Below are 25882 nucleotides of genomic sequence, written 5' to 3' on the forward strand. Positions count from 1 at the left end.
TCGCCACGGGTTCAGTGTTACACCTGTAACGTTGAATCAGACGAAGGAATCGTCGTCGCCGCCAAAGAACGACGAGCTGTCATCGCTGTAGTCGGCGTCGGTGAAGCCGCCCTGATCACTGGAGTTGTCAGCCACACGCTGATCGTCGCCCGAGCCGTTGTCACCGCTCTGATCGTTGACCTGGGCCGGCTCTTCCTTGATGACTTCGACGATTTCCTGAGGTTGCTGATTGCTGTGGAACAGGCTGCTGATGCCTTGCGCCAGCATCACGCCACCGGCCACGCCAGCCGCGGTTTTCAGGGCGCCGCCAAGGAAACCACTGCCAATCCCAGGGGCTTGCTGCTGCGGCGCGTAATTCTGCTGCGGCGGTGCAGCGCCGAAGTTCTGTTGCGGTGGCTGCGAGTTGAACGACGGCCGCCCCGGCTCACGCCATCCACCATTGGAGGACGGCGCGCTTTGCGTCGATGCAGGCTGCGGATCACGGGAACCGCCACCAAAGATGCTCGACAGAAAACCACCGCTGGCGGGCGCCGACGGCTGAGTCTTGGCCGATTGCAGCTCGGCCTGCAATTGCTGGACTTGCTGAGTGAGTTGCTTGTTCTGTGCGTCGAGGCTTTTGAGGGCGGCCTCTTGAACCAGAATTGCCTGGGTCATGAAATAACCTGCCGCCGGTTGGCGAGTCAGGTGTTCCTTGATCCGCGCCTCGGCCTGGGCGTCGCGCGGGGCTGAGTCCGTTTCGGCCTGTTGCAGCCGGGAAAACAGTCCATCGATCAGGGTTTGTTCTTCGCTGTTCATGGCGACCTCGTAGATTGCCGGAGAAATCGTTGACCTTACCAAAGAGGATAAGGTGCTCGACCTTAATGGAGGCTGAAACAAGTTGTTTCAATGACCTTTACCGAACGTTTACGTTTGCGCCCCAAAGGGCTTCATCGGTTAAAGTGGGCCACCGCTTTCAACCTGCGATACCGACTGATGAATCCGTTCGATGTACTGCGTGACTCTCTGTATTTCTTCAAGCGCAATCTGGGTCAGATTGTGCGGTTGTGCCTGCCGCTGGTGATCTTCGAAGCGCTGCTGCAACAAGTGGTTGATCGCTCCACCGAGCCGGACAGTTTCCCCGGCATCAGCGTGATGGTCGGCTTGCTGGTCTATCCGCTGTACACCGCCGCATTGATCCTGTTTCTGGATGCCCGCAGCCGTGGCGAATCGCCAAGCACCCGCGAGCTGCTGTCGAGGTCGGCGTACCTGTGGCCGCGCTTCGCCCTGCTCACTGCTCTCAATACCTTGCTGATCCTGATCGGCCTGTCGCTGTATTTCCTGCCGGGCATCTGGCTGATGGTGACCTTGGCGTTTGGCGAATACTTGCTGGTGCTGCGCGGCCTGGCCCCGTTGGCGGCGATGAAGGAAAGCTTGCGCCTGACCCGCGGCCATTTCCTGCGCATCCTGGTGTGCATCCTGTGTGTGATGGGCCCGTTGTGGGTGCTCAAGGGCGCAACCCTCGCGATTTACCCGGAGCCGCAGAACCCGGTCATTTCGCTGCTGATCGACAGCGCTCACAGCTTTTTGCAACTGTTCACCAGCGTGGTGTTGTTCCGGTTGTTCATGCTGATTGCCGATGCCCCCGAGAAAATTGATCGACCGCTCTGACCCATGGGCTTAAGCCCGACGCTCGGTTATGCTCGGGCTCATCTTTTGTAACGCTATAAGCCGAGCCATGACCCGTCTACTGCGCTACACCCTGCTGGGCCTGCTGATCGCGGCAGGCCTGATTGCCTTACTCATCTACAACCTGACCTGGCGTCCCGAAGCCAAGGAAGCGTTACCGGTCAGCTGCAGCACTCAGGCGCCCACGCTGGTACCCGGCCAAGCGCTGAAAGTGATGACCTGGAACGTCCAGTACCTGGCGGGTAAACGCTACGTGTTCTGGAATGACCTGGCGCAAGGCGACGACGAAAGCCCCACCGCCGAAGACATGGCCTTCAGCCTCGACGAAGTGGCACGGGTGATTCGCGACGAGCAACCGGATGTGGTGCTGTTGCAGGAACTGGATGACAACGCCAAGGCCACCGATTACCAGAACCAGTTCAAACTGCTTCAGGAACGGGTCGCCGACCTTTATCCGTGCAGCGCTCACGCCTTCGATTGGAAGGCCGACTTCGTGCCACAGCCGCACATCTTCGGCAGCGTCGGCCGGCAACTGGCAACCCTCAGCCGTTTCCAGATCGAACACGCCGAGCGCCTGCAATTGCCGGTCGCGCCGGCCAACATCATCAGCCGCCAGTTCAAACCGAAAAACGCCTTGCTGGTGACTTACCTGCGGTTGAACGACGGCGGGCAGATCGCGGTGCTCAATACCCATCTGGACCGCGTCATCCAGCCTGATGAAACCCTGCAAGCCCAGGTAACCGCCGTAACCAAGGTGCTCGACAAGTTTGAAAGCCGGGGCACCCCGTGGCTGATCGGCGGCGACTTCAACCTGTTGCCGCTGGGCCAGTATCGACGCCTGCCCGATGAGCAACGCACGCCCTACTCCGCCGACAGCGCACTGCATGTGCTGTGGGACAAATACCCGATGATCCCGACCAACAACGAAGCGAGCGGTGTTGATCGGGCACGGTGGCTGACCCACTACCCGAACGATCCAGGCTTGAACGGCCCGGACCGGACGGTTGATTACCTTTTCTACAGCCCGCGGATCAAACGGGTCGAGGCCATAGTGAGGCAGGACGATACGTTGCGGATTTCCGATCATTTGCCGGTGATTGCAAGGTTCCTCCTCCCGGCAGCGCCCTAACTTCGGTTAAACGCAAAACCTGTGGGAGCGGGCTTGCCCGCGATAGCGGACTGTCAGTCAACAAAGATGTTGGATGTGATGGCCTCATCGCGGGCAAGCCCGCTCCCACAGGAATTGCGGTGAACTCAATGTTCCTCCAGTTCATCATGCAGCAACCCGAAAATCCTGCGCTTCATCTCGATAAACGAACGTTCCATGACCATGTCCAAGGTCCGTGGGCGTTCGATCGGCACGTCCAGAATCTGCTTGATCCGCCCAGGCCTGGCGCCCATCACGTAGACTCGATCCCCCAGCAAAATCGCCTCGTCGATATCGTGAGTCACGAACAGCACGGTCTTCTTGCTGTTACCCCAGACCCGCAACAACAGTTGCTGCATTTGCAGGCGTGTCTGGCTGTCGAGGGCGCCGAACGGCTCATCCATCAGCAGGATCTGCGGGTCATTGGCCAACGCCCGGGCAATCGCCACCCGCTGCATCATGCCGCCGGACAACTGCTTGGCGTAGTTGTCAGCGAAGCCTGTGAGGCCTACTTCATTGACGTAGTAATCGACGATCTCCTTGCGCTGAGCCGCCGCCATGCCGCGCCGCTTGAGGCCGAACTCGACGTTCTGTCGCACGGTCAGCCACGGGAACAGCGTATAGCTCTGGAACACCATGCCGCGATCTGCGCCCGGCCCCTGCACTTGCTGGCCGCCGACGTAGATTTCGCCTTCCGTGGGCTCGTTCAGACCGGCCGTGAGGTACAGCAAACTCGACTTGCCGCAGCCCGACGGCCCGACCAGCACGGCGAATTGTTGATCCGGCACTTCGAACGATACCTGCTCCAGCGCGGTGAACATGCCGCCGTCAGGTTTCTGATAACGCAGGCTGACCTTGTCCACTTGCAGCCGTGGCGCGGCCTGCACCGGGGCGGCCGTGGGTGTGACGAAACGCGGGTTGACGGCGCTTACTGAGCCCATGCGGCAATCCTCAGACGTAGGAAACGGAACAGTTGATCGGTGACCAGGCCCAGCAGGCCGATGATCGCGATGGCCAGGAAAATCACATCCACTTGAAAACCGCGCATGGCTTTCAGGCTCAAATAACCCAGGCCACTGGACGCGGCGACCAGCTCGGCGACCACCAGATAGGTCCACGCCCAGCCCATGGTTACGCGCAAGGTATCGAGCACACCCGGCAACGACGCCGGGGCGATCACATGCAGCACCGCATCGCGGCGGGTCGAGCCCAAGGTGTAGGACGCGTTGATCAGGTCCTTGGAGATGCCCTTGGACACGTCCGCGATCATCACCAGTTGCTGGAAAAACACGCCGAAGATAATCACCGACACCCGCTGCTCCAGACCGATGCCGATCCACAAAATGAACAGCGGCACGAACGAAGTGACCGGCAGGTAGCGGATGAAATTCACCATCGGCTCAAGGAACGCCTGGACGATGCGGAAGCTGCCCATCAGCAACCCCAACGGCACGGCCACCAGCGACGAGACAATGAAACCGACCATCACCACTTCGAGACTGGCCCACACATGCAGGCCGAGGGTGCCGTCGCGGCTCAGGCGCACGGCGGCCTCGGCCACCGCGCCCGGTGTCGGCAGGAACATGCCCGGCACCACGCCGCCGTAAGACAACCCGGCCCACAGGCCGATCAACAACACCCAGGCCAGCCCGCTCGCGCCCCAGATTACCTGCACCGGCAACCCGGTCTTGGGCGTGATGCAGCGGCTCAACCATGAATTGCGCTTGAACATGCGGACCTCCTACTGCGGGCTGACGAAGCGGTTGTCGATCAGGTCGTCATTGCTGACGTTGTAGGGTTTGCCCTGCAATTCGCTGGCGGTCTCGTTGGCCAGTTTGATCAGCGGTTCGCTGTCGCCCGGCTTGCCCGGTGAACCGAGGAGTTTCTCGCTCATGGCCTGATCGTAGAAACGCACGCCTTTCGCGGCGGCGGCCAGCTCCTTCGGATCGGCGAGGTAACCGCCGACGCCTTTGGCCATGATTTTGTAGGCTTCTTCCGGATGGTCCTTGGTGTACTGCACGGCTTTGTAGAGTCCGGCGACCAACGCCTTGACGTCTTCCGGCTGCTTCTCGATGACCGTGCAGTTGAGCGCGACCACGTCGACAATCACTCCCGGCGTGCTGCTGCTGTCGATCAGCACCTTGCCTTGTTGCTTGTTGCGGACCATCGACAGGTGCGGCTCCCAGGTCACGGCGGCCGGTACACGTCCGGCGATGAACGCGGTGGCAGCATCGTCCGCCGTCATGTTCTGCACGGTGATGTCGCTCATGCTCATGCCGTGTTTTTTCAGCAGGTACGACAGCCAGAACTGCGAGGTCGAGCCTTCATTCACCGCCACCGCTTTGCCTTTCAGCTCTTGCAGACTCTTGATGTCCTTGCCCACAAGCACGCCGTCGCCACCATGGCTGTCATCCAGCGCCGCTACGGCTTTGAAACAGAACTGCGGACGGTACTTGAGCACTTCGTCGATAGTCGACGCCGAGCCCGACAACTCGCCAGACGCTTGCGCGGCCATGTACATCGAGGCTTCTTCGACGACGGGCAATTCGACGGTCAAACCGCCTTCCTTGAAGTAGCCAAGGTCCCGAGCGAGATAGAGGGTGCCGTAGCCGACCCACGTGGTATGGCCGATGGACAGGGTGCCGGCCTGGGCGCTGGTGGCGACCGTCGCGGCGATGGCGGTGACCGCCAGTGGATGAGCGACGCGGTTAAGCAAGGACTTGATCATGGAGCACTCCCAAAGCTGTTGATTTAGTTTTGTCATGGGCAGTACGGCCAGCGGCCTCGGGTTAGCTGTCACCTGCGGTCTCTGGTGGACCTCTTGATGGGCAGCATTCGGCTGACTGGCGAGGTCGATGTTGGACCAGGGGCGGGAATAGGAAAATCAGGAAATATGTCGTTGGGAGTGATGAAAAAACTGGGTAGCGTGCGCCGTAAAAGGGCGGGATTGGCGGGGGTGCACGGGGTGGGTGCAAAACATGAAATGTGTGTTGAATCGGCCATAGCTTTCGCGGGCAAGCCTCGCTCCTACAGGGTTTATGTCGGCCCCGGAATTGGGCACGACACATAACCTGTAGGAGCGAGGCTTGCCCGCGAAGAGGCCAGCAAGAACTCTACAAGATCAAAGCCGGCCGTATTCCTGAGCCGTACGATCAACCGCTTTCAGGGTCTTGCCGACCAGCTCATCGATTTCCTCACGACTGGCAATCAACGCCGGCGCCATGATCATCCGCCCCAACGTCGAGCGAATAATCACGCCCTCTTCAAAGCCGATCGTGCGGCAACGCCAGGCGATGTCGTTCTCATTGGCAAAGCGCTTGCGACTGGTTTTGTCCTCGGCCAATTGCAACGCCGCGACCATGCCGACACCCTGAATATCGCCCACCAACGGGTGATTGCCGAACACCTCGCGCAGGCACTGTTGCAAGTACGGCCCGATGTCATCCTTGACCCGCGTCACCACGCCTTCATCGCGCAATGCCTTGAGGTTAGCGATGGCCACCGCCGCGGCCACCGGGTGCCCCGAATAGGTCAGGCCGTGGGCAAATACCCCGCCTTGTTCCACCAGCACTTGAGCCATTTTCTTCGACAGGATCAGCCCGCCCATGGGGATGTAACCCGAGGTCAAACCCTTGGCGATCGACAGCGTGTCCGGCTCGAAACCGAAGTGCTCGTGGGCGAACCATTCGCCGGTACGACCGAAGCCTCCGATCACTTCGTCCGCGCACAACAGCACGTCGTACTTGCGGCAGATCCGCTGAATCTCCGGCCAGTAACTCTCTGGCGGAAAAATCATCCCGCCCGCGCCCTGGAACGGTTCGGCGATAAACCCGGCGACCTTGTCCGCGCCCAGTTCGAGAATCTTCGCTTCCAGTTGTTGCGCCGCCCGCAGGCCAAATTCGGCCGGGGTCAGGTTGCCCTCGTGGGCGAAAAAGTACGGCTCGTCGATGTGCTCGATGTCGGGGAGCATGCCGCCCATTTCGTGCATGAACTTCATGCCGCCGAGCGCCGTCGCCGCCAGGGTCGAGCCGTGGTAACCGTTCCAGCGACCGATCATGATTTTCTTCTCGGGCTTGCCAAGGATCGTCCAGTAACGCCGCACAGTGCGGATCAACACCTCGTTGGCTTCGGAGCCGGAGTTGGTGTAGATCGCGTGGCTGTAGTGCCCCGGCAACAGGCTGAACAGCAGCTCCGAGAGCTCGATCACCTGCGGGTGAGTGGTGTGGAAAAACATGTTGTAGTACGGCAACTGCTCGAGCTGCCGGGTCGCCGCAGCCGCCAGATCCTTGCGGCCGTAACCGAGGTTGGTGCACCACAACCCGGACATGCCGTCGAGGTAACGCCGACCATCGTTGTCCCACAGGTGCAGGCGCTCGCCGCGGACCATCACTCGCGGCCCTTCGTCGTTGAGCGCTTTTTGATCGACGAATGCATGGATGTGGTGCGCAGCGTCGGCGGCCTGGTAGTCGCGGGTTTCACGTGGTGTGGTCATCGCCAGTTCTCCGTTTTGTTATGAGCGGCTGTTATGCGCGCAGCTGAAACCAGGTGGTCTTCAACTGGGTGTATTTGTCGAATGAATGCAGCGACAGGTCGCGACCAAAACCAGACTGTTTGCCGCCACCGAAAGGCACGGTCACGTCCAGTGCATCGACGCTGTTGACCGACACCGTGCCCGCTCGCAATTGCCGCGCCACACGGTGGGCGCGGTTGAGGTCGTCGGTCCACAGCGAGGCCGCCAAGCCGTAGACACTGTCGTTGGCCAACTGCAAGGCGTGCGCCTCGTCGTCGAACGCCGTGACCGCCAGCACCGGGCCGAACACTTCGTCGCGAAACAGCGGCATGTCCGGGCTCACGCCGGTGAAAATCGTCGGTTGAATGAAGTTGTCGGAACCGTTGAAAATCGACTGTCGACCGCCGCACACCTTGGTCGCGCCGAGGCGTTCGGCCTGCTGGATGAACTTCATGATGCGCGCGGTCTGACGGCTGTCGACGATCGCCCCGGCGCTGCTCGACGGGTCCAGTGGATCACCCGGTTGCCAGCGTTCGGCCTGCACTTTGAGCCGCTCGACGAACTCATCATGAATCGAACGTTGCACCAGCAACCGCGAGTTGGCCGAACACACTTCGCCCTGATTGAAGAAGATCCCGAACGCGGCTTTCTCGGCGGCCAGGTCCAGGTCCTGGCAATCGGCGAACACCAGATTGGCGCTCTTGCCGCCGCACTCCAGCCATACCTGTTTGAGGTTCGACTGCGCGGAATACTGCATGAAGTATTTGCCGACTTCGGTGGAGCCGGTGAACACCAGGCAATCGACGTCCGGGTGCAAACCGAGGGCTTTGCCGGTTTGTTCGCCGAGGCCCGGCAACACGTTCAGCACGCCGGGCGGCAGACCGGCTTCCAGTGCCAACTCGGCCAGACGCAACGCGGAGAACGGTGACTGCTCGGCGGGTTTGAGGATCACGGAATTGCCCGCCGCCAGCGCGGGTGCGAGTTTCCACGCGGCCATGTCCAGCGGGAAGTTCCACGGCACCACGGCGGCGACCACGCCCAGCGCTTCGCGGGTGATGGTCGCCAGCACGTTCTGCGCACTGGGGGCGATCTGGTCGTAGAGTTTGTCGAGGCTTTCGGCGTACCAGCGAAACACCCCGGCGGCACCCGGCACGTCGATGTTGTAGGCGTCCATCACCGGTTTGCCCATGTTCAGCGAGTCGAGCAGCGCCAGCTCTTCGCGGTGGGTCATGATCAGATCCGCCAGGCGCAGCAACACTTGCTTGCGCTCGCTAGGTGAACGCGCCGACCAACTGCCGGCCTCGAACACTCGCCGCGCATGGCGTACCGCCGCGTCCACCTCTTCATTACCGCAAGCGGTCACGTCAGCCAGGCGCTGGCCGGTGGCAGGGTTGATCGCCGTGAAGGTCTGCCCCGATTGCGCCGAACGGGGTTTGCCGTCGATCACGGCCAGATCGGGAAACCGCAGCGCAGCGGCCTTGTTTTGCCAGTATGCAAGCTCGAACACGTTCAGATGCTCCATGGGCTTTTCTTGTGTCTGGATGGTGGCCCAGGCCCGAGTCCAGTAAAAATAGTAAAAATGTCTTCGCAGACCATGAAAAAACTAGGCAGCCAATCTCCCCGGTTGTGCGGGATGTGGTTATTGTTCAAACACAACAACACCGTCGTCAGAACGGACGCAGTCGGCGCAAAAATTGCCTGGATGTCGAGTCCATCCACCCCGAGGTTTGCCGTGGCTGCCTACAACCTGCGTCAATTGAAATACTTCATCACCACCGTCGAATGCGGCAGCGTCGCCGAGGCTTCGCGCAAGCTGTACATCGCCCAGCCGGCGATCTCCACGGCGATCAAAGGCCTGGAAGACAGCTTCGGCGTGCAACTGCTGATACGTCACCACGCCCAGGGCGTTTCCCTGACACCGAGCGGTGCACGCTTCTATCGCAAGGCCCAGGAACTGCTGCGCATGGCCAAGGAGTTCGAACAGAACGCCTTGGCCGACAACGATGTGGTGGCCGGGCAAATCGATATCGGCTGTTTCGAAACGGTCGCGCCGCTGTACCTGCCGCAGTTGATTGCCGGGTTCTCGGCGCTGTATCCCGGAGTAAAAATCCGCATTCGCGACGGCGAGCAGCAAGAGCTGGTGCAAGGCCTGACCTCGGGCACTTTCGACCTGGCGATCCTCTATGAACACGAACTCGACGCCACGATTCAGACCGAACCGCTGATGCCGGCGCAACGACCTTACGCGTTGCTGCCGGCGGACCACCGCTTCGCCCAGCTCAAGCAAGTGTCGCTGCGCGATCTGTGCCTGGAGCCGATGATTCTGCTGGACGTGCAACCGAGCCGGACCTACTTCGTCAGCCTGTTCGAAGAACTGAACCTGTCACCGAACATTGCTTTCAGCTCACCGTCGATCGAGATGGTCCGGGGGATGGTTGGACAAGGGTTTGGTTTCTCGATCCTGGTGACGCGGCCGCATTCGGAGTGCACTTACGACGGGAAGAAAGTGGTGTGTGTGGATATTGTCGAGGATGTCACGGGTTCAGGATTGGTGGCAGCGTGGTTGAAGCGCGGGCAGTTGACCAAACCCGCGCAGTTGTTTGCCGACTATTGCCGGGAGCAGCTCACCGCGAAGGCCGGGGCAAGAACCTGAGCCAAGTGAAATCCTGTGGCGAGGGAGCTTGCTCCCGTTCGACTGCGCAGCAGTCGCATAACCATTGCATGCGGTATGCCTGACCAACCGCAGTGGCTGCTTTTTGGGGCGGCTTCGCCACCCAACGGGGGCAAGCCCCCTCGCCACAGGTTTTGTGTTCTACCCCAGGAGTTACTTGCGCGGTTTGATCCGAGCAGTGGCTTCGGCCACCAACGGATCATCCGGCCAATAATGCTTCGGATAACGTCCCTTCAAATCCTTCTTCACCTCGGCATACGTGCTGCGCCAGAAGTTCGCCAGATCCTGCGTCACCTGCACCGGCCGCCGTGCCGGGGAAAGCAGGTGCAGCTTCACCACTTGCCGGCCACCGGCAATACGCGGGGTGTCGGACAGGCCGAACAGTTCCTGTAAACGCACCGCCAGAATCGGCGGCTGCTCGCTGTAATCCAGTCGAATCGACGAACCCGACGGCACGCTCAGATGATGCGGTGCCTGCTCATCCAGGCGTTGCGGCAGCGGCCATGGCAGCAGGTTGTGGACGATGCTCGACAGGTCCAGGTTGGCGAAATGACTGAGGCGCGAGACCTTGCCCAGATAAGGCATCAACCAGTGCTCGAGGTTTTTCAGCAGCGCGGCGTCGCTGACATCCGGCCACTCACTCTCGCTCTTGCTGCCAAGGTCCAACTGGCGCAGCAACGCCACTCGCGCCTGCCACTGACGCAGCTCCGGGGTCCACGGCAACAGTTCCAGCCCCTTGCGCCGAACCAGATTCACCAGCGCCTGGCTGCGAGCGGTTTCGTCGAGGCCCGTCAGCGGTTCACGGCTGAGGATCAACTCACCGACCTTGCGCTGACGCTCGGCGCGCAACACGCCTTCACGCTCGTCCCAATCCAGTTGATCGACCACGCGCACTTGCTCGGCCAGCACCGAATCGAACAACGCCGGATCAAAATCCGCCGCCAGATAAATCCGCTCCTCACGCTGGCCCTGGCGACTGCCCAGATCGGCGATCACCAGCCACGCTTGCTTCATCAAACTGTCCGCTTCAGCGAACAACGCCGCACGGCCGTTCGCCAAGCGATATTCCGCGCCACCGGCCCGACGTTGTTGGGCGACGCGGTCGGGATAGGCCAACGCGAGCAGCGCGCCGAGCCAGCGCGGATGATCCGGATCGCTGACCGGCTCCGACGCTTTGCCGCGCAGGTAACCGCGATACTGCCGCGCCAGTTGCCGGGCGCGTTGCACGCCGCCCTGAGCACCGCGAGCAGCACGCTCTTCGCCGGACAACAGCACCAATCGGCTGTGCAGATCCGCTCCGGCGCCACGCAAGATGTCCCGCTCGCCGAGTAGTGCCGCGACATCGCAAGCCATGTCGGCCAAACCAAGCGCCTGCCCACGCAACAACAAATGGGCGATGCGCGGATGGGCCGGCAGTTCGGCCATAGCCTGACCGTGACGAGTGAGTGCTTCGCCGTCCAAGGCACCCAGGCGATCAAGCAGATCCTGCGCCTGTGCATAAGCGGCAGCAGGCGGCACGTCGAGCCACACCAATTGCGTCGGGGTCACGCCCCAGCGACCGAGTTGCAAAGCCAGGCCGGCGAGGTCCGCCGAGAGAATTTCCGCGCTGGCATAGGCCGCCAGTTGCTCGTGCTGATCCTGCGACCACAAGCGATAACACACGCCCGGTTCCAGGCGCCCGGCCCGGCCGGCGCGTTGAGTGGCGCTGGCCTTGGAAATACGCTGGGTGTCGAGGCGGGTCATGCCGCTGCCGGGATCGAAACGCGGCACCCGCGCCAACCCGGCATCGATCACCACGCGCACGCCGTCGATGGTCAGGCTGGTCTCGGCAATGTTGGTCGCAAGCACCACTTTGCGCTTGCCCGTTGGGGCCGGATCGATTGCCGCGCGTTGAGCGGCGAGGTCCAGTTCACCGTGCAACGGGCAGAGCAACACCTGTGTGCTCTCACCCAGCGCATCGGCCAACTGTTGATGAACACGCCGGATTTCCGCCTGCCCCGGCAGGAACACCAGCACGCTGCCGGTCTCGTCATTCAAGGCTTCGAGAATCGTCTGCACCAGACGCGGTTCGATGAATTCACCGGGCTGGAACGGCCGGCCCCAGCGCATCGCCACCGGGTACATGCGACCTTCACTGCGCAAAATCGGCGCATCATCGAGCAACCCGGCCAGGCGTTCGCCCTCCAGGGTTGCGGACATCAAAAGGATTTTCAGCGGCTGGTCGTCGCGAAACAGCTCCCGGCCATTCAGGCTCAGGGCCAATGCCAGATCCGCGTCGAGGCTGCGCTCGTGGAATTCGTCGAAGATCAGCAGACCCACGCCTTCGAGTGCCGGGTCATCCTGCAAGCGTCGGGTGAGAATGCCTTCTGTGACCACTTCGATACGGGTCTTGGGGCCGACTTTGCTGTCGAGGCGAATGCGATAACCAACGGTTTCACCGACCTTCTCGCCCAGCTCACTGGCCAGGCGCTCCGCCGCCGCCCGCGCCGCCAGACGGCGCGGTTCAAGCATCAGAATGGTCTGCCCGGCCAGCCACGGCTCGTTGAGCAAGGCCAGCGGAACACGGGTGGTCTTACCGGCACCGGGCGGTGCTTCGAGCACGGCTTCGTGGCGTGTCGCCAAGGCTTCACGCAGGGCGGGTAAAACTTCATCAATCGGCAGAGAAATCATGCTGGCTCCCAGACAAGCCGGGAAGTATAACGGCGAAGCTTCCAGACCACTGCAACCGGACGATCAGAATCTAGATTTTGAAGGCTGTCCGTACACGCTCAGCGACTTCAGCCATAGTCACTGCGCGAAGTCCGATGGCTTTCATGTCCACATCCAGTGAGGGCATGACGTCCAGAAACTGCCGCAAATCCTCTGCGATGCTTTCGGGCAGATCAAACGCCGAATCCGCAGAAAGAAGGCGGGACAGCACAACGATGTCCTTCAGGTGTTTACTGCTCTTGCGGCCAGCATTTGGCTCTGTGCACTCAGGGCGACTGAGGTTGGTCCATGCCTGTGCTTTCAGCGGGATCAGTCGATCGACGCCGATATAGGAAAGGTCTGCAGTGTCGTTGCGACCTTCGACTATGAACGTGTAGTAAGCCTCATCGAGCAGAATCGCAGACAGATCGGAAACTTCACCGTCTACAGGAACAGGTGGCCCGGAACGTGATGCCCGCGTCTTCAAGTGTCAGGCTGGCTGCAACGCCACCGATGAGTACATAACGATCCGCATAGCCGGCGAAGGCTCCCCGAAAGGTATCCAGTCCTTTTACCATTCGATCTTCTCCATCATTTCATCAAGGCTGATCTGGACTCTGTCATCAACGTCATCCCTTAGGCTGAGGTAGAGAGACAGGGGGTCCACACTTTCTCCCGACACTGGAACACAGGTTTTGCCAAAAATGTGATCCGGAGAGTAACTCCAGATTTCGACCTCAAACGCGGGATCATCGAATCGACCAACTTCCTTGCGGCCAGCCCTCCTGCCCTCCAGGTCCCACTCTTCTTTGGAAAACGCGATGATCGGTATCGGGGGCTCCCCGAGCATCGACGTTTTACTGAGCGCAGACAGACCAGCCGATCTCTGCACCAAAGGGGCCCAATCAGCGTACGTCACCCGTTTCACCGGGTTTTGCAACGCTGGAAGGGCCTTTTTCCAGATGACCTCCGGCGCCGCAACAAAGCGCCAGCGAGGGGGTTTGTCATTCGAGGCAGGCTCTATCAATCCGAACGATTGAAATTCTTTCATCGCCCTGGACATTGTCATTTTCGAGTACGCCTCCCCTCCCATCAGGTCTGCGCCTCGAAAGGCAAAGTCCTTGCCCCACCCTTGAGTGATGGCCGCGATAAGCAAAGCCTGGCTCGCCGGGCCCATGACTTGTTTATCGACTTGCCTGCTGCGATAAAACTCTCGCAGATCAATTCCAAGCTGTGGAGCGAAGAGTTGATTGCCGGGTACTACAAACTGCACCCCAGACTCGATGAGGCGTTTTCTTTCATATGATTTGAGTGCGCCGGTCGCATAGAGGATCGGATGATCCACCATTTTTTGCAGAACTTCGATGTGCTTGCGGATCGTCGCAACGTTTTCGAAAGGCTCGTGAGCCAGCAATACGAGGCATTGCCGGTCGTAGAGCGTCACGATGTCGAAGGTGTATTCGTCCAAGAGATAGAAGGGTAAACCCTTGGTTTTCCCCCAGCGCTTAATCTCGGGTTTAATCCCGAAAATCGATTCGAAGTAGTCTTGAATCTCTTGCCTGCTGGTTTTCACTTTGGCGCCTCACAACACGTTTTCAGCACAGTAACAGCCTGACTGTTACTGTTCAATAATCGTGTTACTAGCATCTAAGTTCAGCGCGTTTCGAGCACGGCTTCATCGCGTGTCGCCAAGGCTTCACGCAGCGCGGGTAAAACTTCATCAATCGGCAGAGAAATCATGCTGGCTCCCAAACAGAGGGCCGAGTATAACGGCGAACTGTCCGGGGTTTATCACGGTCCTAATTCATATAGACGCCCCTTCGTTTACCAGATGATCCAGGAGATTTCCCATGCGTGTTCCCTTTCGCCTGATTGGCGGTGTTTTGGTCGCCACCCTGCTCACCCAGGTGACCGCTTGCGGATCGATTTTCTACCCCGATCGCCGTGGGCAGATTGACGGCAAGATCGACCCGGCCATTGCGGCGCTGGATGCCGTGGGCCTGCTGTTCTACATCATTCCCGGCCTGATCGCGTTTGCCGTGGACTTCGCCACTGGCGCGATCTATTTCGAGCCTGGCCACACGGCCCAGGTGGCTCCTGAAAAACTCAAGGAAGCGATCGGTGCCGACGGCAAGGTTGATAACCTCAAGTTGCAGACCATTCTCGAAACCGAGCTGGGCCGCAGCTTTCCGCTGGACGACCCGCGTCTGATCCAACACAAGGGCAGCCCCCAGCAACTGGCCATGTTCGGCCTGCAACCTGCCGCGTAACTCGTGCATTTAAAGGAATAGCCGCACCTATGATCTCCAGCTCCGAACACGCCCGCCTGCTGCGGCTGGCGACCCGTGCCTCGGTGGCCGTGGCGTGTACGCTGATCGTCGCCAAAGCCATCGCCTGGTGGTTGAGCGGTTCGGTGAGCATGCTCGCCGGGTTGACCGATTCGACGCTCGACGGCGTCACGTCCTTGCTCAACTTGCTGGCGGTGCATTACGCCTTGCGCCCCGCCGATGACGATCACCGTTATGGGCATGGCAAGGCCGAGTCGCTGGCGGGCATGGCTCAGGCGTTGTTCATTGGCGGCAGTGCGGTGCTGATTTCTTTGCAGGCGATCGAGCGGCTGAAACATCCGGAACCGGTGGGCGCGCCGTGGATCAGCATCGGGGTGATTGTGTTTTCCCTGGCGCTCACCTTGGCGTTGCTGATGTTGCAACATCGGGTGGTCAAGGCCACCGGATCAAATGCGGTGCGCGCCGACTCCCTGCACTACCGCTCGGACATGTTGCTCAATGGCAGCATTCTGCTGGCGCTGGTGTTGGCCGGATTTGGCTGGCATCAGGTCGACCCCTGGTTCGGCTTGGGAATCGCTGCGTATATTTTCTGGAGCGCGATTCAGATCGCCCGGGAAAGTTTTACGGTGCTGATGGATGAGGAGCTGCCGCCGGATGTCAGCCAGCACATGCTTGAGCTGGCCTGTGGCGTACCGGGGGTGTTGGGCGCGCATGACCTGCGCACGCGGATTTCCGGCAATCAGTGGTTCGTGCAGTTGCATCTGGAGTTGCCGGGGGACTTGACCTTGTCAGTCGCTCACGGCATCAGCGATCAGGCCGCCGATGCGATTCACGCCGCTTACCCGCGAGCCGAAGTGCTGGTGCACGCCGACCCGCAGGAAGTGGTGCTGGCGGCAAAGACTCAGAATGAAACCTGATAGCCGCGACTGCTCAGGCAATTGCCTTGAGCCTGGCGGTAGGCTTGCACCACTGACGGATCAGGCTGGTAGGTGGCCGTCCGGGGATTGAAGCCGCTCTGCTGGACCGCGTATTGATAGCACTCATAACCGTCCTGATTGACCTGTTCCGGCGACTGGCCGTTGGCCGGATAGGCTTCTACGTCGTAACTGTTGCTGACCGGCTGCGGCTGCATTTGCACCGGCGGCTCGACCACCACGTAGTCCTGAGTGTTTTCCTGATAGGCGTAATACGAGCCCGCCGCCAGGAACAGCAGCGCCCCGCCGATCCACACCTCACGCGCGTAGTCAGGCAAGTAGCTGACCCGAATCCCGCGCGGCGGTTGAACCACCACATAACGCGGGCCTTGTGGACGATACCAGTAGCCGCCGGAATAGAAATAATCCCGACCGCCATAAGGCACGCGGTAGTCACGGTCCGGGAAACGGTCAATCACATGACCCGGGCGATACTGCGGGCCGGGCCCCCAGCCATTACCGTGCCCGTCCGGGCGACCGGCCCAGCGGCGATCATCGGGACGCGGACCGTTGTTCTGCCAGTGCTGGTTGTAATCGTTGCGTCGTGGAACGTCCTGATAATAACCACGCTGCGGCTCCTGGGTCTGGCGCACGGTGTCGGGGCGACTCTGGATCGGCAGGTCATTGGCCGGTAGCTGCGGTGGAGGCGGTGGTGAACGAACAGGATTGTTGTAGTTGGGCTGCTGACGGTTCTGCCACTGGCCATTGTTCTGATTCTGGCCGTTGTGTTCGAACTGGCGGCTGTTGTCGCCACGAATGATGTCGTTGTTCTGCGGGCGCGGCTGATTATTGCCGCCATGCCCCCGATCGTTGCCCTGATGACCATCCGACCCGCGTTGCCCGCCATCGGGGCCACGGTTTTGCTGATCATCGGCCAGCGATTGCGCAGTGACACTCATACACAGCAAACCAACACCGGCCAAACGCCAGATGCGCGACTTCATGCTTTTCCTCACTGCGGGTTAGGGCCTGTACGTAAGACTGGGAAAGGACAGGGCGGTTCTGCAACAGGTTATCAGTCGCGCAACTTATTTATTGAGGGCAGTTCTCAAATTCCAGGCAAAAGAAAAGGGAGACCCGTCGGCCTCCCTTAGATAACTTCGTCCGTGCTCGACGCTTATGACGTCGGCTCACCTCACGCCGTCTTCTGGACAGTGTGTAGCTCGGGGGCCGGCACATCCCCTGTGGGGGTGGCGGCCGCCGCTGGCCTGATTCGGCGAGCAGCTGTGGACTGTTTGTCCGAGCAGTGATTCTGGTGATAAGAATAGGCCGCGGGCGCCGGCAGAGGATTGCGAAGATTGCTCAATTAAACATCACTTGCGCAATTTTTAACCCTGGATAGATAATCTGCCGCAATAGTTATGACAAAGGCCTGATTGATGAGCAAACTCGACCGATACGACTTGAGCATTTTGGCGGAATTGCAGCGTGACGCGCGCATCTCCAACCAGGAGCTGGCCGAACGCATCGGCCTGTCGCCTTCGCCTTGCTCGCGCCGGGTCAAGCAACTGGAAGACGACGGCTACATCACCCGTCAGGTGGCGCTGCTGGACCGCAAGATGCTCGGATTGAGCCTCACGGCCTACGTACTGATCGGCATGGACCGACATACGCCGGAGCGTTTCGAGAACTTTGAAGCTGCGATCCGCACGTTGCCGCAGGTGCTGGAATGCAGTTTGGTGACGGGGATGGATGCGGATTATCAGCTTAAAGTTGTCGTGCCCGACATGGATCATTATCAGAAATTGCTGCTGGGGCATTTGACCCGGATTGAAGGGGTGACCAGCGTTCGTTCGAGTTTTGTGTTGAATCAGGTGCTCAATAGTACCGAGCTACCTTTAACCCATCTGCGCAGCTAAGTACGCCTTCGCGGGCAAGCCTCGCTCCTACAGGATTGTGGTAGCTCGTGATCCACACAAATCCGTAGGAGCGAGGCTTGCCCGCGAAGGGGCCGGCACAGGCGACGAATAGCTGCGACACACTGCCGCAGGTCAATCCTCCACCCCTGCCCCATGCCGTATACTCCAGCGCCTTTTAGCCCCGCCCGCGCTGGAGAAACTCAATGGATCCTGCCGTATTCGAAGAGTGGATGATGACTGGACTGGTCAGCATCCTGATCATTTTCATGGGTTTCATCGTCTGGGATCTGGCGAAGAAATCCAAGGCCGGACGCTTTGGCTCGGTCATCCTGTTCTCCGTACTGGGTCTGGGCGTGGCCGCGTTCGTGATCAAAAGCGTGGTGATCGGCCTGATCGAATCCGGCGCGTTATAAGCGCGCCGGCACTTCCTTCCACTGGCCCTGGTCGAGCCCTTCGATCGTCCAGTCGCCGATTCTGACCCGCACCAGACGCAACGTCGGCAAGCCGACCGCCGCCGTCATGCGCCGTACCTGACGGTTACGCCCCTCGCGAATGACCAACTCAAGCCAGCTCGTCGGCACACTTTTGCGAAAACGCACCGGCGGATTGCGTGGCCACAGCTCAGGCTCATCCAGTTGCCGCGCCTCGGCGGGCAAGGTCATGCCGTCATTCAGTTCGACACCGTCACGCAAACGCTGCAGCTGCTCGACGCTCGGCTCGCCCTCCACTTGCACCCAATACGTCTTGGCCAATTTGTGTTTCGGGTCGGCGATGCGCGCCTGAAGCTGGCCATCGTTGGTCAGCAGCAGCAAACCTTCGCTGTCGCGGTCCAACCGTCCTGCCGGGTAGATCCCCGGAATCTCGATGTAGTCCTTGAGCGTCGCCCGCCCTCCTTCGTCGCTGAACTGCGTCAGCACATCGAACGGTTTATTGAACAGAATCAGCTTCGGCTCGGCCGGCGGCGCTTTGGCGACACGGCGCGGGGCTGAAGGAGCTGGCTTCGCGCCTGGACGACGGGAAGGAGGATGCGGTGGACGGGACATGGGGAAAACAACATCTAACGGTCAGGGCTGCTAATGCTAGTGCCCTGACCGCTAAATGGCCATCTCGCAATCAGCGGAACGGCGGCTCGTCGAAGCTACGCAGTTTGCGCGAGTGCAACGAGTTGAGTTCGGTGCGCAACAGATCCACCGCCTCGATGCCGATCTTCAAGTGCTGGCTGACCGCGCGCTCATAGAAGGCGTTGGCCGAACCCGGCAGTTTGATTTCGCTGTGCAGCGGTTTGTCCGAGACGCAGAGCAACGTGCCGTATGGCACTCGCAAGCGATAACCCTGGGCCGCGATGGTGCCGCTTTCCATGTCCACCGCCACGGCGCGGGACAGGTTGATCAGCGGACGTTCCTGAGCCCAGCGCAATTCCCAGTTACGGTCGTCGTAGGTCAGCACGGTGCCGGTTCGCAGGCGTTTCTTCAGCTCGTCGCCCTTCTCTCCGGTGATGTTGGCAGCCGCTTGCTGCAAGGCCATCTGTACTTCGGCGAGGGCCGGAATCGGAATGTTCGGCGGCACGACGCGGTCGAGAATCCCGTCACGACGCATATAAGCGTGAGCCAGTACGTAGTCGCCAATGGTCTGCGACTGACGCAAACCGCCGCAGTGACCGATCATCAGCCAGCAATGCGGACGCAGCACCGCAAGGTGGTCGGTGATGTTCTTCGCGTTGGAAGGGCCGACGCCGATATTCACCAATGTCACACCATGGCCATCGCTGGCGATCAGGTGATAGGCCGGCATCTGATAGCGGTGCCACACCACACCGGCGGCAATCGCCGAGGCTTCGCCGTGGTCCATGCTCTTTTCGATGATCACGTTGCCCGGCAACACCATGCGCACGAAACGCGGATCGCTGCGCAACTGTTCCAGGCCATGGACGATGAACTGATCGACGTAACGGTGGTAGTTGGTCAACAGAATCCACGGCTGCACATGACGCCAGTCGCTGCCGGTGTAGTGCACCAGACGCCGCAGGGAGAAATCGACCCGCGCGGCATCAAACAGGGCCAGTGGCAGAGGATCGGTGTTTTCCCAATCATACAAACCATCGGCAATGCCGTCGGTCGCGGCCGACAGGTCGGTACTCGGGAACACCCGCGCCAGCACGGCAGCGGTGACACCGGAGCCGGCCAGTTCATCGCCCTGCTCGACCACGTACGGATAAGGAATGTTTTGCTGGCTGATGCCGACTTCCACGGTCACGGTGAAGTCGTGCATCAACGGCACGAGTTGTTCCAACAGGTATTTACGAAAAGCCGCCGGATGGGTGACGGTGACGCTGTAGGTTCCGGGCAACTGAACCTTGGCATAGGCGCGCGTGGTCTGTGGGACTTCGCCCTGGCAGTGGTAGGTCAGACGCAGTTCGGGATAACGAAACATCGCACGCTGTTCAGCGTCCGGTTCAACTCGGTCCTTGAGATAACGCTTGAGCGCCTGGTTCAGCGCGGTGGTTGCACGATTGTGCAAGAGCGCAAGCCGGTCCACGGCTTGCTCGGCGGTTTGAACGACAATAAAAGCTTCGGTCACGATCAGCATCCTGTGTTCTGACTTGCAGAGCTTCATCTTGCCTGCATCATCGCTTCACGGGAACAGTGGCGTGTTGGCTGCACACCAATTCTGAGACACCTTTGAACCTGTGGGAGCGGGCTTGCCCGCTCCCACAGGTTCAGCAGTGTTGATCAAAATGTGATCAGAATCCTTGCGGGGTTGAGCGGGCGACGATCGATTCCACCTCCAACCCACGCGGCAACGCGCCATACACTCGACCGGCCGAACCGAGGCGACTGGCGATGAAGGCATCGCTGACCGCCGAGTTGCCGGCCTCCAGCAGCAGCTTGGCCTGGAGCCCCAGCGCGATGTCTTCGGTGAGCTGCCGCGCGCGGTATTGAATGTCGCTGGTGTCCTTGAACGCCGTCTGCAACTGAGTGATGTGCGCGGCCAGGCGTTTATCGCCATGACCATCACCCAACTCGCTGAACAACACATCAAGCACACCCGGCTCCTTCGACAACGCTCGCAGCACGTCCAGGCATTGCACATTGCCGGAACCTTCCCACGTCGAATTGACCGGCGCCTCACGGTACAGACGCGGCAGGATGCTTTCCTCGACATAGCCCGCACCGCCCATGCATTCGGCGGCTTCATTGATCATTGCCGGCGCGCGCTTGCAGATCCAGTACTTGCCCACCGCCGTCACCAGTCGGGCGAATTTGGCTTCATGGCTGTCATCCAGATGATCCAGCGCCTTGCCCATGCGCAGGCTCAAGGCCAGGGCCGCTTCGCTTTCCAGCGCCAGATCGGCCAAAACGTTCTGCATCAATGGCTGCTCACTGAGCAACTTGCCGCCGACCCTGCGGTGAGCGCAGTGATGGCTGGCCTGAGTCAGCGCCTGACGCATCAGCGAGCTGGAGCCGACCATGCAATCGAAACGAGTCATCGCGACCATTTCAATGATGGTCGGAACCCCGCGCCCTTCTTCGCCGACCATCCACGCCAGCGCACCGCGAAATTCCACTTCGCTGGACGCATTGGAGCAGTTGCCGAGTTTGTTTTTCAGGCGCTGGATATAGAACTGGTTGCGCGTGTCGTCCGGGCGATGGCGCGGCAGCAGGAAACAGGTCAAACCCTTGTCAGTCTGCGCCAACGTCAAGAACGCATCGCACATCGGCGCGGAACAGAACCACTTGTGACCCACCAACTCATAGGCCTGGCCCGGACCACTGGCGCCAACCGGGTACGCCTTGGTGGTGTTGGCCCGCACGTCGGTGCCGCCCTGTTTCTCGGTCATCGCCATGCCGATGGTAACGCCAGCCTTGTGCGCCATACCGACATTACGCGGGTCGTATTCAGTGGAGAGGATTTTCGGCAGCCATTGTTTGGCCAGATCCGGTTGCAGGCGCATCGCCGGAACGCTGGCGAAGGTCATGGTCAGCGGGCAACCGCTACCTGCTTCGGCCTGGCTGTGCAGGTAGGTCATGGACGCGCGAGCCACATGCGCGCCGGGCTGCGGATGCGCCCAGGGCAACGAGGTCAACCCGTGCTCGACCGCCGTGCGCATCAACTCGTGATACGCCGGGTGAAATTCCACCAGATCGATGCGATGGCCGTAGCGGTCATGGCTGACGAACACCGGTTTGTTCTGATTGGCCAGAAACCCTGCTTCCATCAGCGGCCCGCCGGCCAGTGCGCCATACGCGTCGATCCGCGACTCGGCCCAACCGGCCCCGAAACGCCGCGACCACTCCTGCAAAGGCAGGTCGATGCGGTAGAGGTTGGTGCCGTCCAGCGACGGTGGCTGGTTGGTGACTTCGTGGGTTTCGGCGAACTGATGCAGGTTCATGACGGGGCTCCTTTGGTCAGCCAAGGACTTCAGTTAAGCACCGCCCCCTGGCCGAACAAAGTGTCATACCTGCCTAAATGTCGGCGCTTTCGCCTTGCCCCGAACAGAGCACCCGCCGATACAGCGCCGCTTGCAAATCCTCGAATTTCACCGGTTTGCTCAGGTAGTCGATCAAGGCGCCAGTCGGGCAGCGCTCCCGATCGGCGCTCACGGCAATCACGAACACTGGCAACTCGGCGCAGCCCGGCAAGGCGCGGATCTGGCAGCACAGGGAGGTGCCACCCTGCGTCGGCAACTGACAATCGAGCAGCACCGCGTCAAAGGTTTCTCGCTGCAAGAGATCAAGCGCGGCAGCGCCACCGTCGGTGGCGCGCACCCGGAATCCGAGTTTGAGCAACATGCCGCGCATCACCAATTGATTGATGCTGTTGTCATCCACCAGTAGCACCGTGCAGTCCTGGGGCAATCGAAGACGAGGAAACTCGCGGGTCATCATGGGCACGGCCGGCCGCTCGACCACGGGCAGTTCGAACTCGACATCCAATTGGAAGCGGCTGCCGCTGCCGGGCTCGGACCGATGGGTCAGGCGTCCGCCGAGCAATTCGACCAGTTGGCGACAGATCGCCAGGCCAACGCCCAGGCCGCCGTATTCGCGGGTCATTGAACCGTCGAGCTGGAAGAAGCGCTGATACATCGTCGCCTCGCCCAGATCGGTGAAGCCGATGCCGGTGTCGATCACCGCAAACGACACCGACACCCGACCGTTCTCCACCGGTTTGCCCGTGACGCGCAGGGCCAGCCCGCCGACCCGGGTGAATTTGATGGCGTTGTCCAGCAGGCATTCCAGGCATTGCGCCAGCTTGGCACTGTCACCGTTCAAGCGATCCGGCAGGCCTGGCGTCACTTCCACTTTGAAGTCCAGCGACTTGCTTGCAGCATTGCCTTCGAACTGCGCGCGCAAGGTCTCGACGACGCCGCGCAGACTGAACGTTGCCGAGCTGACCTTGAGCTTGCCGGCTTGCAATTCCGTCAGGGTCAGGATGCCGTTGACCATGCGCATCATGTCCCGCGCAGAACCGGCGGCGGTTTGCTGGTATTGCTCCAGTTCCGGGTCCATCTCGACGGTCTGCATCAACTCGAGCGAACCGATCACACCGTTCATGGGCGTGCGCAACTCGTGGGTCAGGGTGGCGAGGAATTCGTCCTTGAGCTTGTTGCTGTGGGCCAGTTGCTGGTTCAGCACTTCGAGCTTCTGACCGGCATCGAACAGCGTCTGCGCCTGCTGCTCGCGCATGGCGTTGATGCGGTCGGCCAGGGCCAGGGACAGCAACGCCACTTCGATGGCCGAACCGATCTGGCTGGAATACATGGTCAGGAACACGTTGGGCAGGTAACCCAAGACCATCATGGTGTTGACGATGCCGCCGAGCAGGAAAGCCGACCAGGCAATGATGAAATACCGCGCCACCCGCAGGCCACGCAACCAGGCGCACAGCCCGGCGATGAAGATCACCACGGTGAAGACCAGCGCCAAGGCTGTCGCCAGACGCAAGGCCAGCGCGTAACTGGCCATCAACGACAACCCGATCACCACTGCACTGAACGCCACCAGGGCCAACAGTAAACGGTCGAGCCAGCGACCGTGGCTGGCCGTCTGCAAGAAACTGCGAGCGAACTGGCTGCCGAACAGGCCTGCGCACCCGATGAAGAACGGCGTCGCGGCGTTGGCCCACCAGGGGTTGTCCGGCCAGAAATACTCCACGGCCGCGCCGTTCACCGACAGCTGATACAGGCCGAATGAAGCGATGTAAAAGATGTAATAGAGGTAACTGGTGTCGCGCACGCTGAGGTAAATGAACAGGTTGTAGACCAGCATTCCCAACAACACGCCATAGATCAGCCCCAGCACATACAGGCGGACCGGTTGTTCTTCGAGGTAAGCGGTGCTCGACCACAAGGTGACCGGCGCCTGGATCGACCCTTCGCTCTGCAGGCGCAGGTACACGGTTTGCGCCTGGTCAGGGGTGAAATTCAGATCGAACAGGTAGTTGTTCTGGCGGATCTCGCGCGTGGCAAACGGCAACGCATCGCCGGTTTGCCGGGCCAATCGATAGTCACCGCCCGCATCGGGCAAGTAGAGATCGAGGTGATCGAGGGGCGGATAGGCCAGTTCCAGCAGCCAGGTCCGTTGCGCCGCCGGATTGGTCGGGCGGTAATGCAGATCGATTTTCAGCCAGAACACCGAACGCGAGTAACCGGCGTTGAGAGTGGCTTTATCGTGGGGCTTGAAGTTTCCGGCCGCGGCTTGCGCACGAACATCGGCGATGGTCGCCTGACCGCCCGCGTCTTCGTACACCTGCAGGGCTCGGCCCAGGGGAAGGCTCTGGGTGAATTCATCGAACTCGACGGCGCTCGCCATTAGGGGCAAGCACAACAGTAACATCAGCAAATAGCGCATTTAAGCCCCAGCGTGGCCTGTCCGGTTATCTCAGGAAGCCCCTCATTCCCTTTGAGTAGACGTAAAACCGGTATTACCTGTTATTGGTTTGGATCCACTCTAGCATAGCCGTTGATGGCCATTGAGCACCATTGAAATTTTTCCTGCGAAGGCTCTAGTACGGGCGTTCCAGCGGCATGATTGAGGCAGATCTGTTTATGCTGTCAGCGCGTGACAAGGCATCGGCCGCTTTACACATTCCTGTAGCAGCTGGCGAAGCCTGCGTTCGGCTGCGAAGCAGTCGTGAATTCAGACGATGCGATGCATCATTCAGACCGCGCGCTCAGGTTTTACGACAGCTTCGCAGCCGAACGCAGGCTTCGCCAGCTGCTACAAGTCACTCCCATGACTCGTTGGTCGACTGGTGGTAAGCTCGCGCACCATGAATATCTACAGCTCTCGCCCCGTTGTCCTCTGTCTCTCCGGCCACGACCCAAGTGGTGGCGCCGGCTTGCAGGCAGATATCGAAGCCCTGCTCGCCCAGGGTTGTCATGCGGCCCCGGCCGTCACCGCCCTGACCGTGCAAGACACGGTCAACGTCACTGACTTTCGCGTGCTCGACCGCGAGTGGGTGCTGGCCCAGGCCAATGCCGTGCTCAACGACTCCGAAGTCGCTGCCGTGAAGCTGGGCATGCTCGGTTCCCTGGAGATGGTCGACACCGTCGTCGAACTGCTCTCGGCGCACCCGCATTTGCCGGTGGTCTGCGACCCGGTGCTGCGCGCCGGCGGCGGCGGACGCCTGGGCAAGGATGAAGTCGGCTACGCCATGCGCGAACGCCTGCTGCCCCTGTCCATCATCGCTACCCCCAACCTTCCCGAAGCCCGCATCCTCGCCGAACTGCCCGAAGGCACCGCGGACGAGTGCGCTGAAAAACTCCTGCCGTTCGTCAAACACCTGCTGATCACCGGCGGTCATGGCGACGAACACGAAATCCACAATCGCCTGTACAGCCGCGAAGGCCTGCGCGAAACCTATACCTGCCAGCGCCTGCCCGGCAGCTATCACGGTTCCGGCTGCACCTTGGCCAGCGCCCTGGCCGGTCGACTGGCCCAGGGTGAAAACCTCGCCAGCGCCGTGCAGACCGCGCTTGACTACACTTGGCGTACCCTGCGTGATGCCGAGCAGTTGGGCAAAGGCCAGTTCGTGCCGCGTCGCCTGCCGCTGGATTTCTGTTCGTAACTTTCTATTCGCA

The 25882-nt window shown here is 60.6% G+C and carries 22 protein-coding genes and 1 pseudogene; 8 read left to right on the forward strand and 15 right to left on the reverse strand.

Annotated elements, in window-relative coordinates; all coding sequences use genetic code 11:
- Positions 1 to 36: 36 nt before the first annotated feature.
- Complete coding sequence (locus tag ACA060_RS25190) at positions 37 to 795, reverse strand: DUF2076 domain-containing protein (protein ID WP_109635072.1); 759 nt, start codon at positions 793 to 795, stop codon at positions 37 to 39.
- A gap of 177 nt (positions 796 to 972) precedes the next feature.
- On the opposite strand from ACA060_RS25190, the gene ACA060_RS25195 reads away from it, so the two are divergent.
- Together ACA060_RS25195 and ACA060_RS25200 are read left to right on the forward strand one after the other, a co-directional pair.
- Positions 973 to 1647, forward strand: a complete 675-nt coding sequence (locus tag ACA060_RS25195) for a YciC family protein (protein ID WP_497313874.1) — start codon at positions 973 to 975, stop codon at positions 1645 to 1647.
- A gap of 67 nt (positions 1648 to 1714) precedes the next feature.
- Positions 1715 to 2794, forward strand: a complete 1080-nt coding sequence (locus tag ACA060_RS25200) for an endonuclease/exonuclease/phosphatase family protein (protein WP_497313876.1) — start codon at positions 1715 to 1717, stop codon at positions 2792 to 2794.
- Between the two features lie 125 nt (positions 2795 to 2919).
- Here ACA060_RS25200 and ACA060_RS25205 read toward each other — a convergent pair whose 3' ends face one another.
- From ACA060_RS25205 to ACA060_RS25225, 5 genes are all read right to left on the reverse strand, one after another.
- Positions 2920 to 3753, reverse strand: coding sequence for an ABC transporter ATP-binding protein (locus ACA060_RS25205; RefSeq protein ID WP_497313878.1), 834 nt, complete (start codon positions 3751 to 3753; stop codon positions 2920 to 2922).
- Positions 3741 to 4544: an ABC transporter permease gene (locus tag ACA060_RS25210; protein ID WP_109635077.1), complete on the reverse strand. Its 804-nt coding sequence runs from the start codon at positions 4542 to 4544 to the stop codon at positions 3741 to 3743. The genes ACA060_RS25205 and ACA060_RS25210 overlap by 13 nt, the downstream gene beginning before the upstream one ends.
- A gap of 9 nt (positions 4545 to 4553) precedes the next feature.
- Positions 4554 to 5540, reverse strand: coding sequence for an ABC transporter substrate-binding protein (locus ACA060_RS25215; RefSeq protein ID WP_497313880.1), 987 nt, complete (start codon positions 5538 to 5540; stop codon positions 4554 to 4556).
- A 393-nt stretch (positions 5541 to 5933) separates the two neighbouring features.
- Complete coding sequence (locus ACA060_RS25220) at positions 5934 to 7304, reverse strand: aspartate aminotransferase family protein (protein ID WP_497313882.1); 1371 nt, start codon at positions 7302 to 7304, stop codon at positions 5934 to 5936.
- Positions 7305 to 7335: 31 nt separating this feature from the next.
- Positions 7336 to 8829 carry an aldehyde dehydrogenase gene (locus ACA060_RS25225; protein ID WP_497318351.1) on the reverse strand — a complete coding sequence of 498 codons (1494 nt, stop codon included), beginning with the start codon at positions 8827 to 8829 and terminating at the stop codon, positions 7336 to 7338.
- Positions 8830 to 9054: 225 nt separating this feature from the next.
- Between ACA060_RS25225 and ACA060_RS25230 the strand changes: the two genes are divergently transcribed.
- Complete coding sequence (locus ACA060_RS25230) at positions 9055 to 9975, forward strand: LysR substrate-binding domain-containing protein (RefSeq protein WP_497313884.1); 921 nt, start codon at positions 9055 to 9057, stop codon at positions 9973 to 9975.
- A gap of 171 nt (positions 9976 to 10146) precedes the next feature.
- Here ACA060_RS25230 and hrpB read toward each other — a convergent pair whose 3' ends face one another.
- The 4 genes and pseudogenes from hrpB to ACA060_RS25250 all read right to left on the reverse strand — a co-directional run.
- On the reverse strand, positions 10147 to 12663 hold the full coding sequence (gene hrpB / locus ACA060_RS25235; protein ID WP_497313886.1) for an ATP-dependent helicase HrpB: 2517 nt from the start codon (positions 12661 to 12663) through the stop codon (positions 10147 to 10149).
- A 70-nt stretch (positions 12664 to 12733) separates the two neighbouring features.
- Positions 12734 to 13168 carry a hypothetical protein gene (locus ACA060_RS25240; RefSeq protein ID WP_109635086.1) on the reverse strand — a complete coding sequence of 145 codons (435 nt, stop codon included), beginning with the start codon at positions 13166 to 13168 and terminating at the stop codon, positions 12734 to 12736.
- A gap of 84 nt (positions 13169 to 13252) precedes the next feature.
- Positions 13253 to 14254 (reverse strand): hypothetical protein, encoded by a 1002-nt coding sequence (locus tag ACA060_RS25245; protein WP_497313888.1) that lies wholly within the window; start codon positions 14252 to 14254, stop codon positions 13253 to 13255.
- 89 nt (positions 14255 to 14343) lie between these two features.
- Positions 14344 to 14421, reverse strand: a pseudogene (locus ACA060_RS25250) (DEAD/DEAH box helicase); the annotation flags it as partial.
- A gap of 110 nt (positions 14422 to 14531) precedes the next feature.
- On the opposite strand from ACA060_RS25250, the gene pmcY reads away from it, so the two are divergent.
- Positions 14532 to 14951, forward strand: a complete 420-nt coding sequence (gene pmcY / locus ACA060_RS25255; protein WP_109635090.1) for a periplasmic Zn2+ metallochaperone PmcY — start codon at positions 14532 to 14534, stop codon at positions 14949 to 14951.
- A 29-nt stretch (positions 14952 to 14980) separates the two neighbouring features.
- Complete coding sequence (locus ACA060_RS25260; RefSeq protein ID WP_497313890.1) at positions 14981 to 15886, forward strand: cation diffusion facilitator family transporter; 906 nt, start codon at positions 14981 to 14983, stop codon at positions 15884 to 15886.
- Here the strand turns inward: ACA060_RS25260 and ACA060_RS25265 are convergent.
- Entirely contained in the window at positions 15871 to 16887 is a 1017-nt protein-coding gene (locus tag ACA060_RS25265; RefSeq protein ID WP_497313892.1) for a DUF6515 family protein, read from the reverse strand. The two genes, ACA060_RS25260 and ACA060_RS25265, sit on opposite strands and share 16 nt — an antisense overlap.
- A 435-nt stretch (positions 16888 to 17322) precedes the next feature.
- Here ACA060_RS25265 and ACA060_RS25270 point away from each other — a divergent pair, with 435 nt between their 5' ends.
- Both ACA060_RS25270 and ACA060_RS25275 read left to right on the forward strand, forming a co-directional pair.
- Positions 17323 to 17802, forward strand: a complete 480-nt coding sequence (locus tag ACA060_RS25270; protein ID WP_007894448.1) for an Lrp/AsnC family transcriptional regulator — start codon at positions 17323 to 17325, stop codon at positions 17800 to 17802.
- A 203-nt stretch (positions 17803 to 18005) separates the two neighbouring features.
- A complete protein-coding gene (locus tag ACA060_RS25275; RefSeq protein ID WP_109635094.1) occupies positions 18006 to 18215 on the forward strand; it encodes a DUF2788 domain-containing protein in 210 nt (69 codons plus the stop codon).
- On the opposite strand, the gene ACA060_RS25280 is transcribed toward ACA060_RS25275, so the two are convergent.
- From ACA060_RS25280 to ACA060_RS25295, 4 genes are all read right to left on the reverse strand, one after another.
- Positions 18210 to 18845, reverse strand: a complete 636-nt coding sequence (locus ACA060_RS25280) for a pseudouridine synthase (RefSeq protein ID WP_497313894.1) — start codon at positions 18843 to 18845, stop codon at positions 18210 to 18212. The genes ACA060_RS25275 and ACA060_RS25280 overlap by 6 nt on opposite strands.
- Before the next feature lie 70 nt (positions 18846 to 18915).
- Positions 18916 to 20415, reverse strand: a complete 1500-nt coding sequence (amn, locus tag ACA060_RS25285; protein ID WP_169858286.1) for an AMP nucleosidase — start codon at positions 20413 to 20415, stop codon at positions 18916 to 18918.
- Between the two features lie 127 nt (positions 20416 to 20542).
- Entirely contained in the window at positions 20543 to 22192 is a 1650-nt protein-coding gene (locus ACA060_RS25290) for an acyl-CoA dehydrogenase family protein (RefSeq protein WP_497313896.1), read from the reverse strand.
- A 73-nt stretch (positions 22193 to 22265) separates the two neighbouring features.
- On the reverse strand, positions 22266 to 24650 hold the full coding sequence (locus ACA060_RS25295; RefSeq protein WP_497313898.1) for a hybrid sensor histidine kinase/response regulator: 2385 nt from the start codon (positions 24648 to 24650) through the stop codon (positions 22266 to 22268).
- 421 nt (positions 24651 to 25071) lie between these two features.
- Between ACA060_RS25295 and ACA060_RS25300 the strand changes: the two genes are divergently transcribed.
- Positions 25072 to 25869, forward strand: a complete 798-nt coding sequence (locus ACA060_RS25300) for a hydroxymethylpyrimidine/phosphomethylpyrimidine kinase (protein WP_109635101.1) — start codon at positions 25072 to 25074, stop codon at positions 25867 to 25869.
- The last annotated feature ends 13 nt before the right edge of the window (positions 25870 to 25882 follow it).

The sequence above is a fragment of the Pseudomonas sp. LBUM1671 genome, from assembly GCF_059695685.1.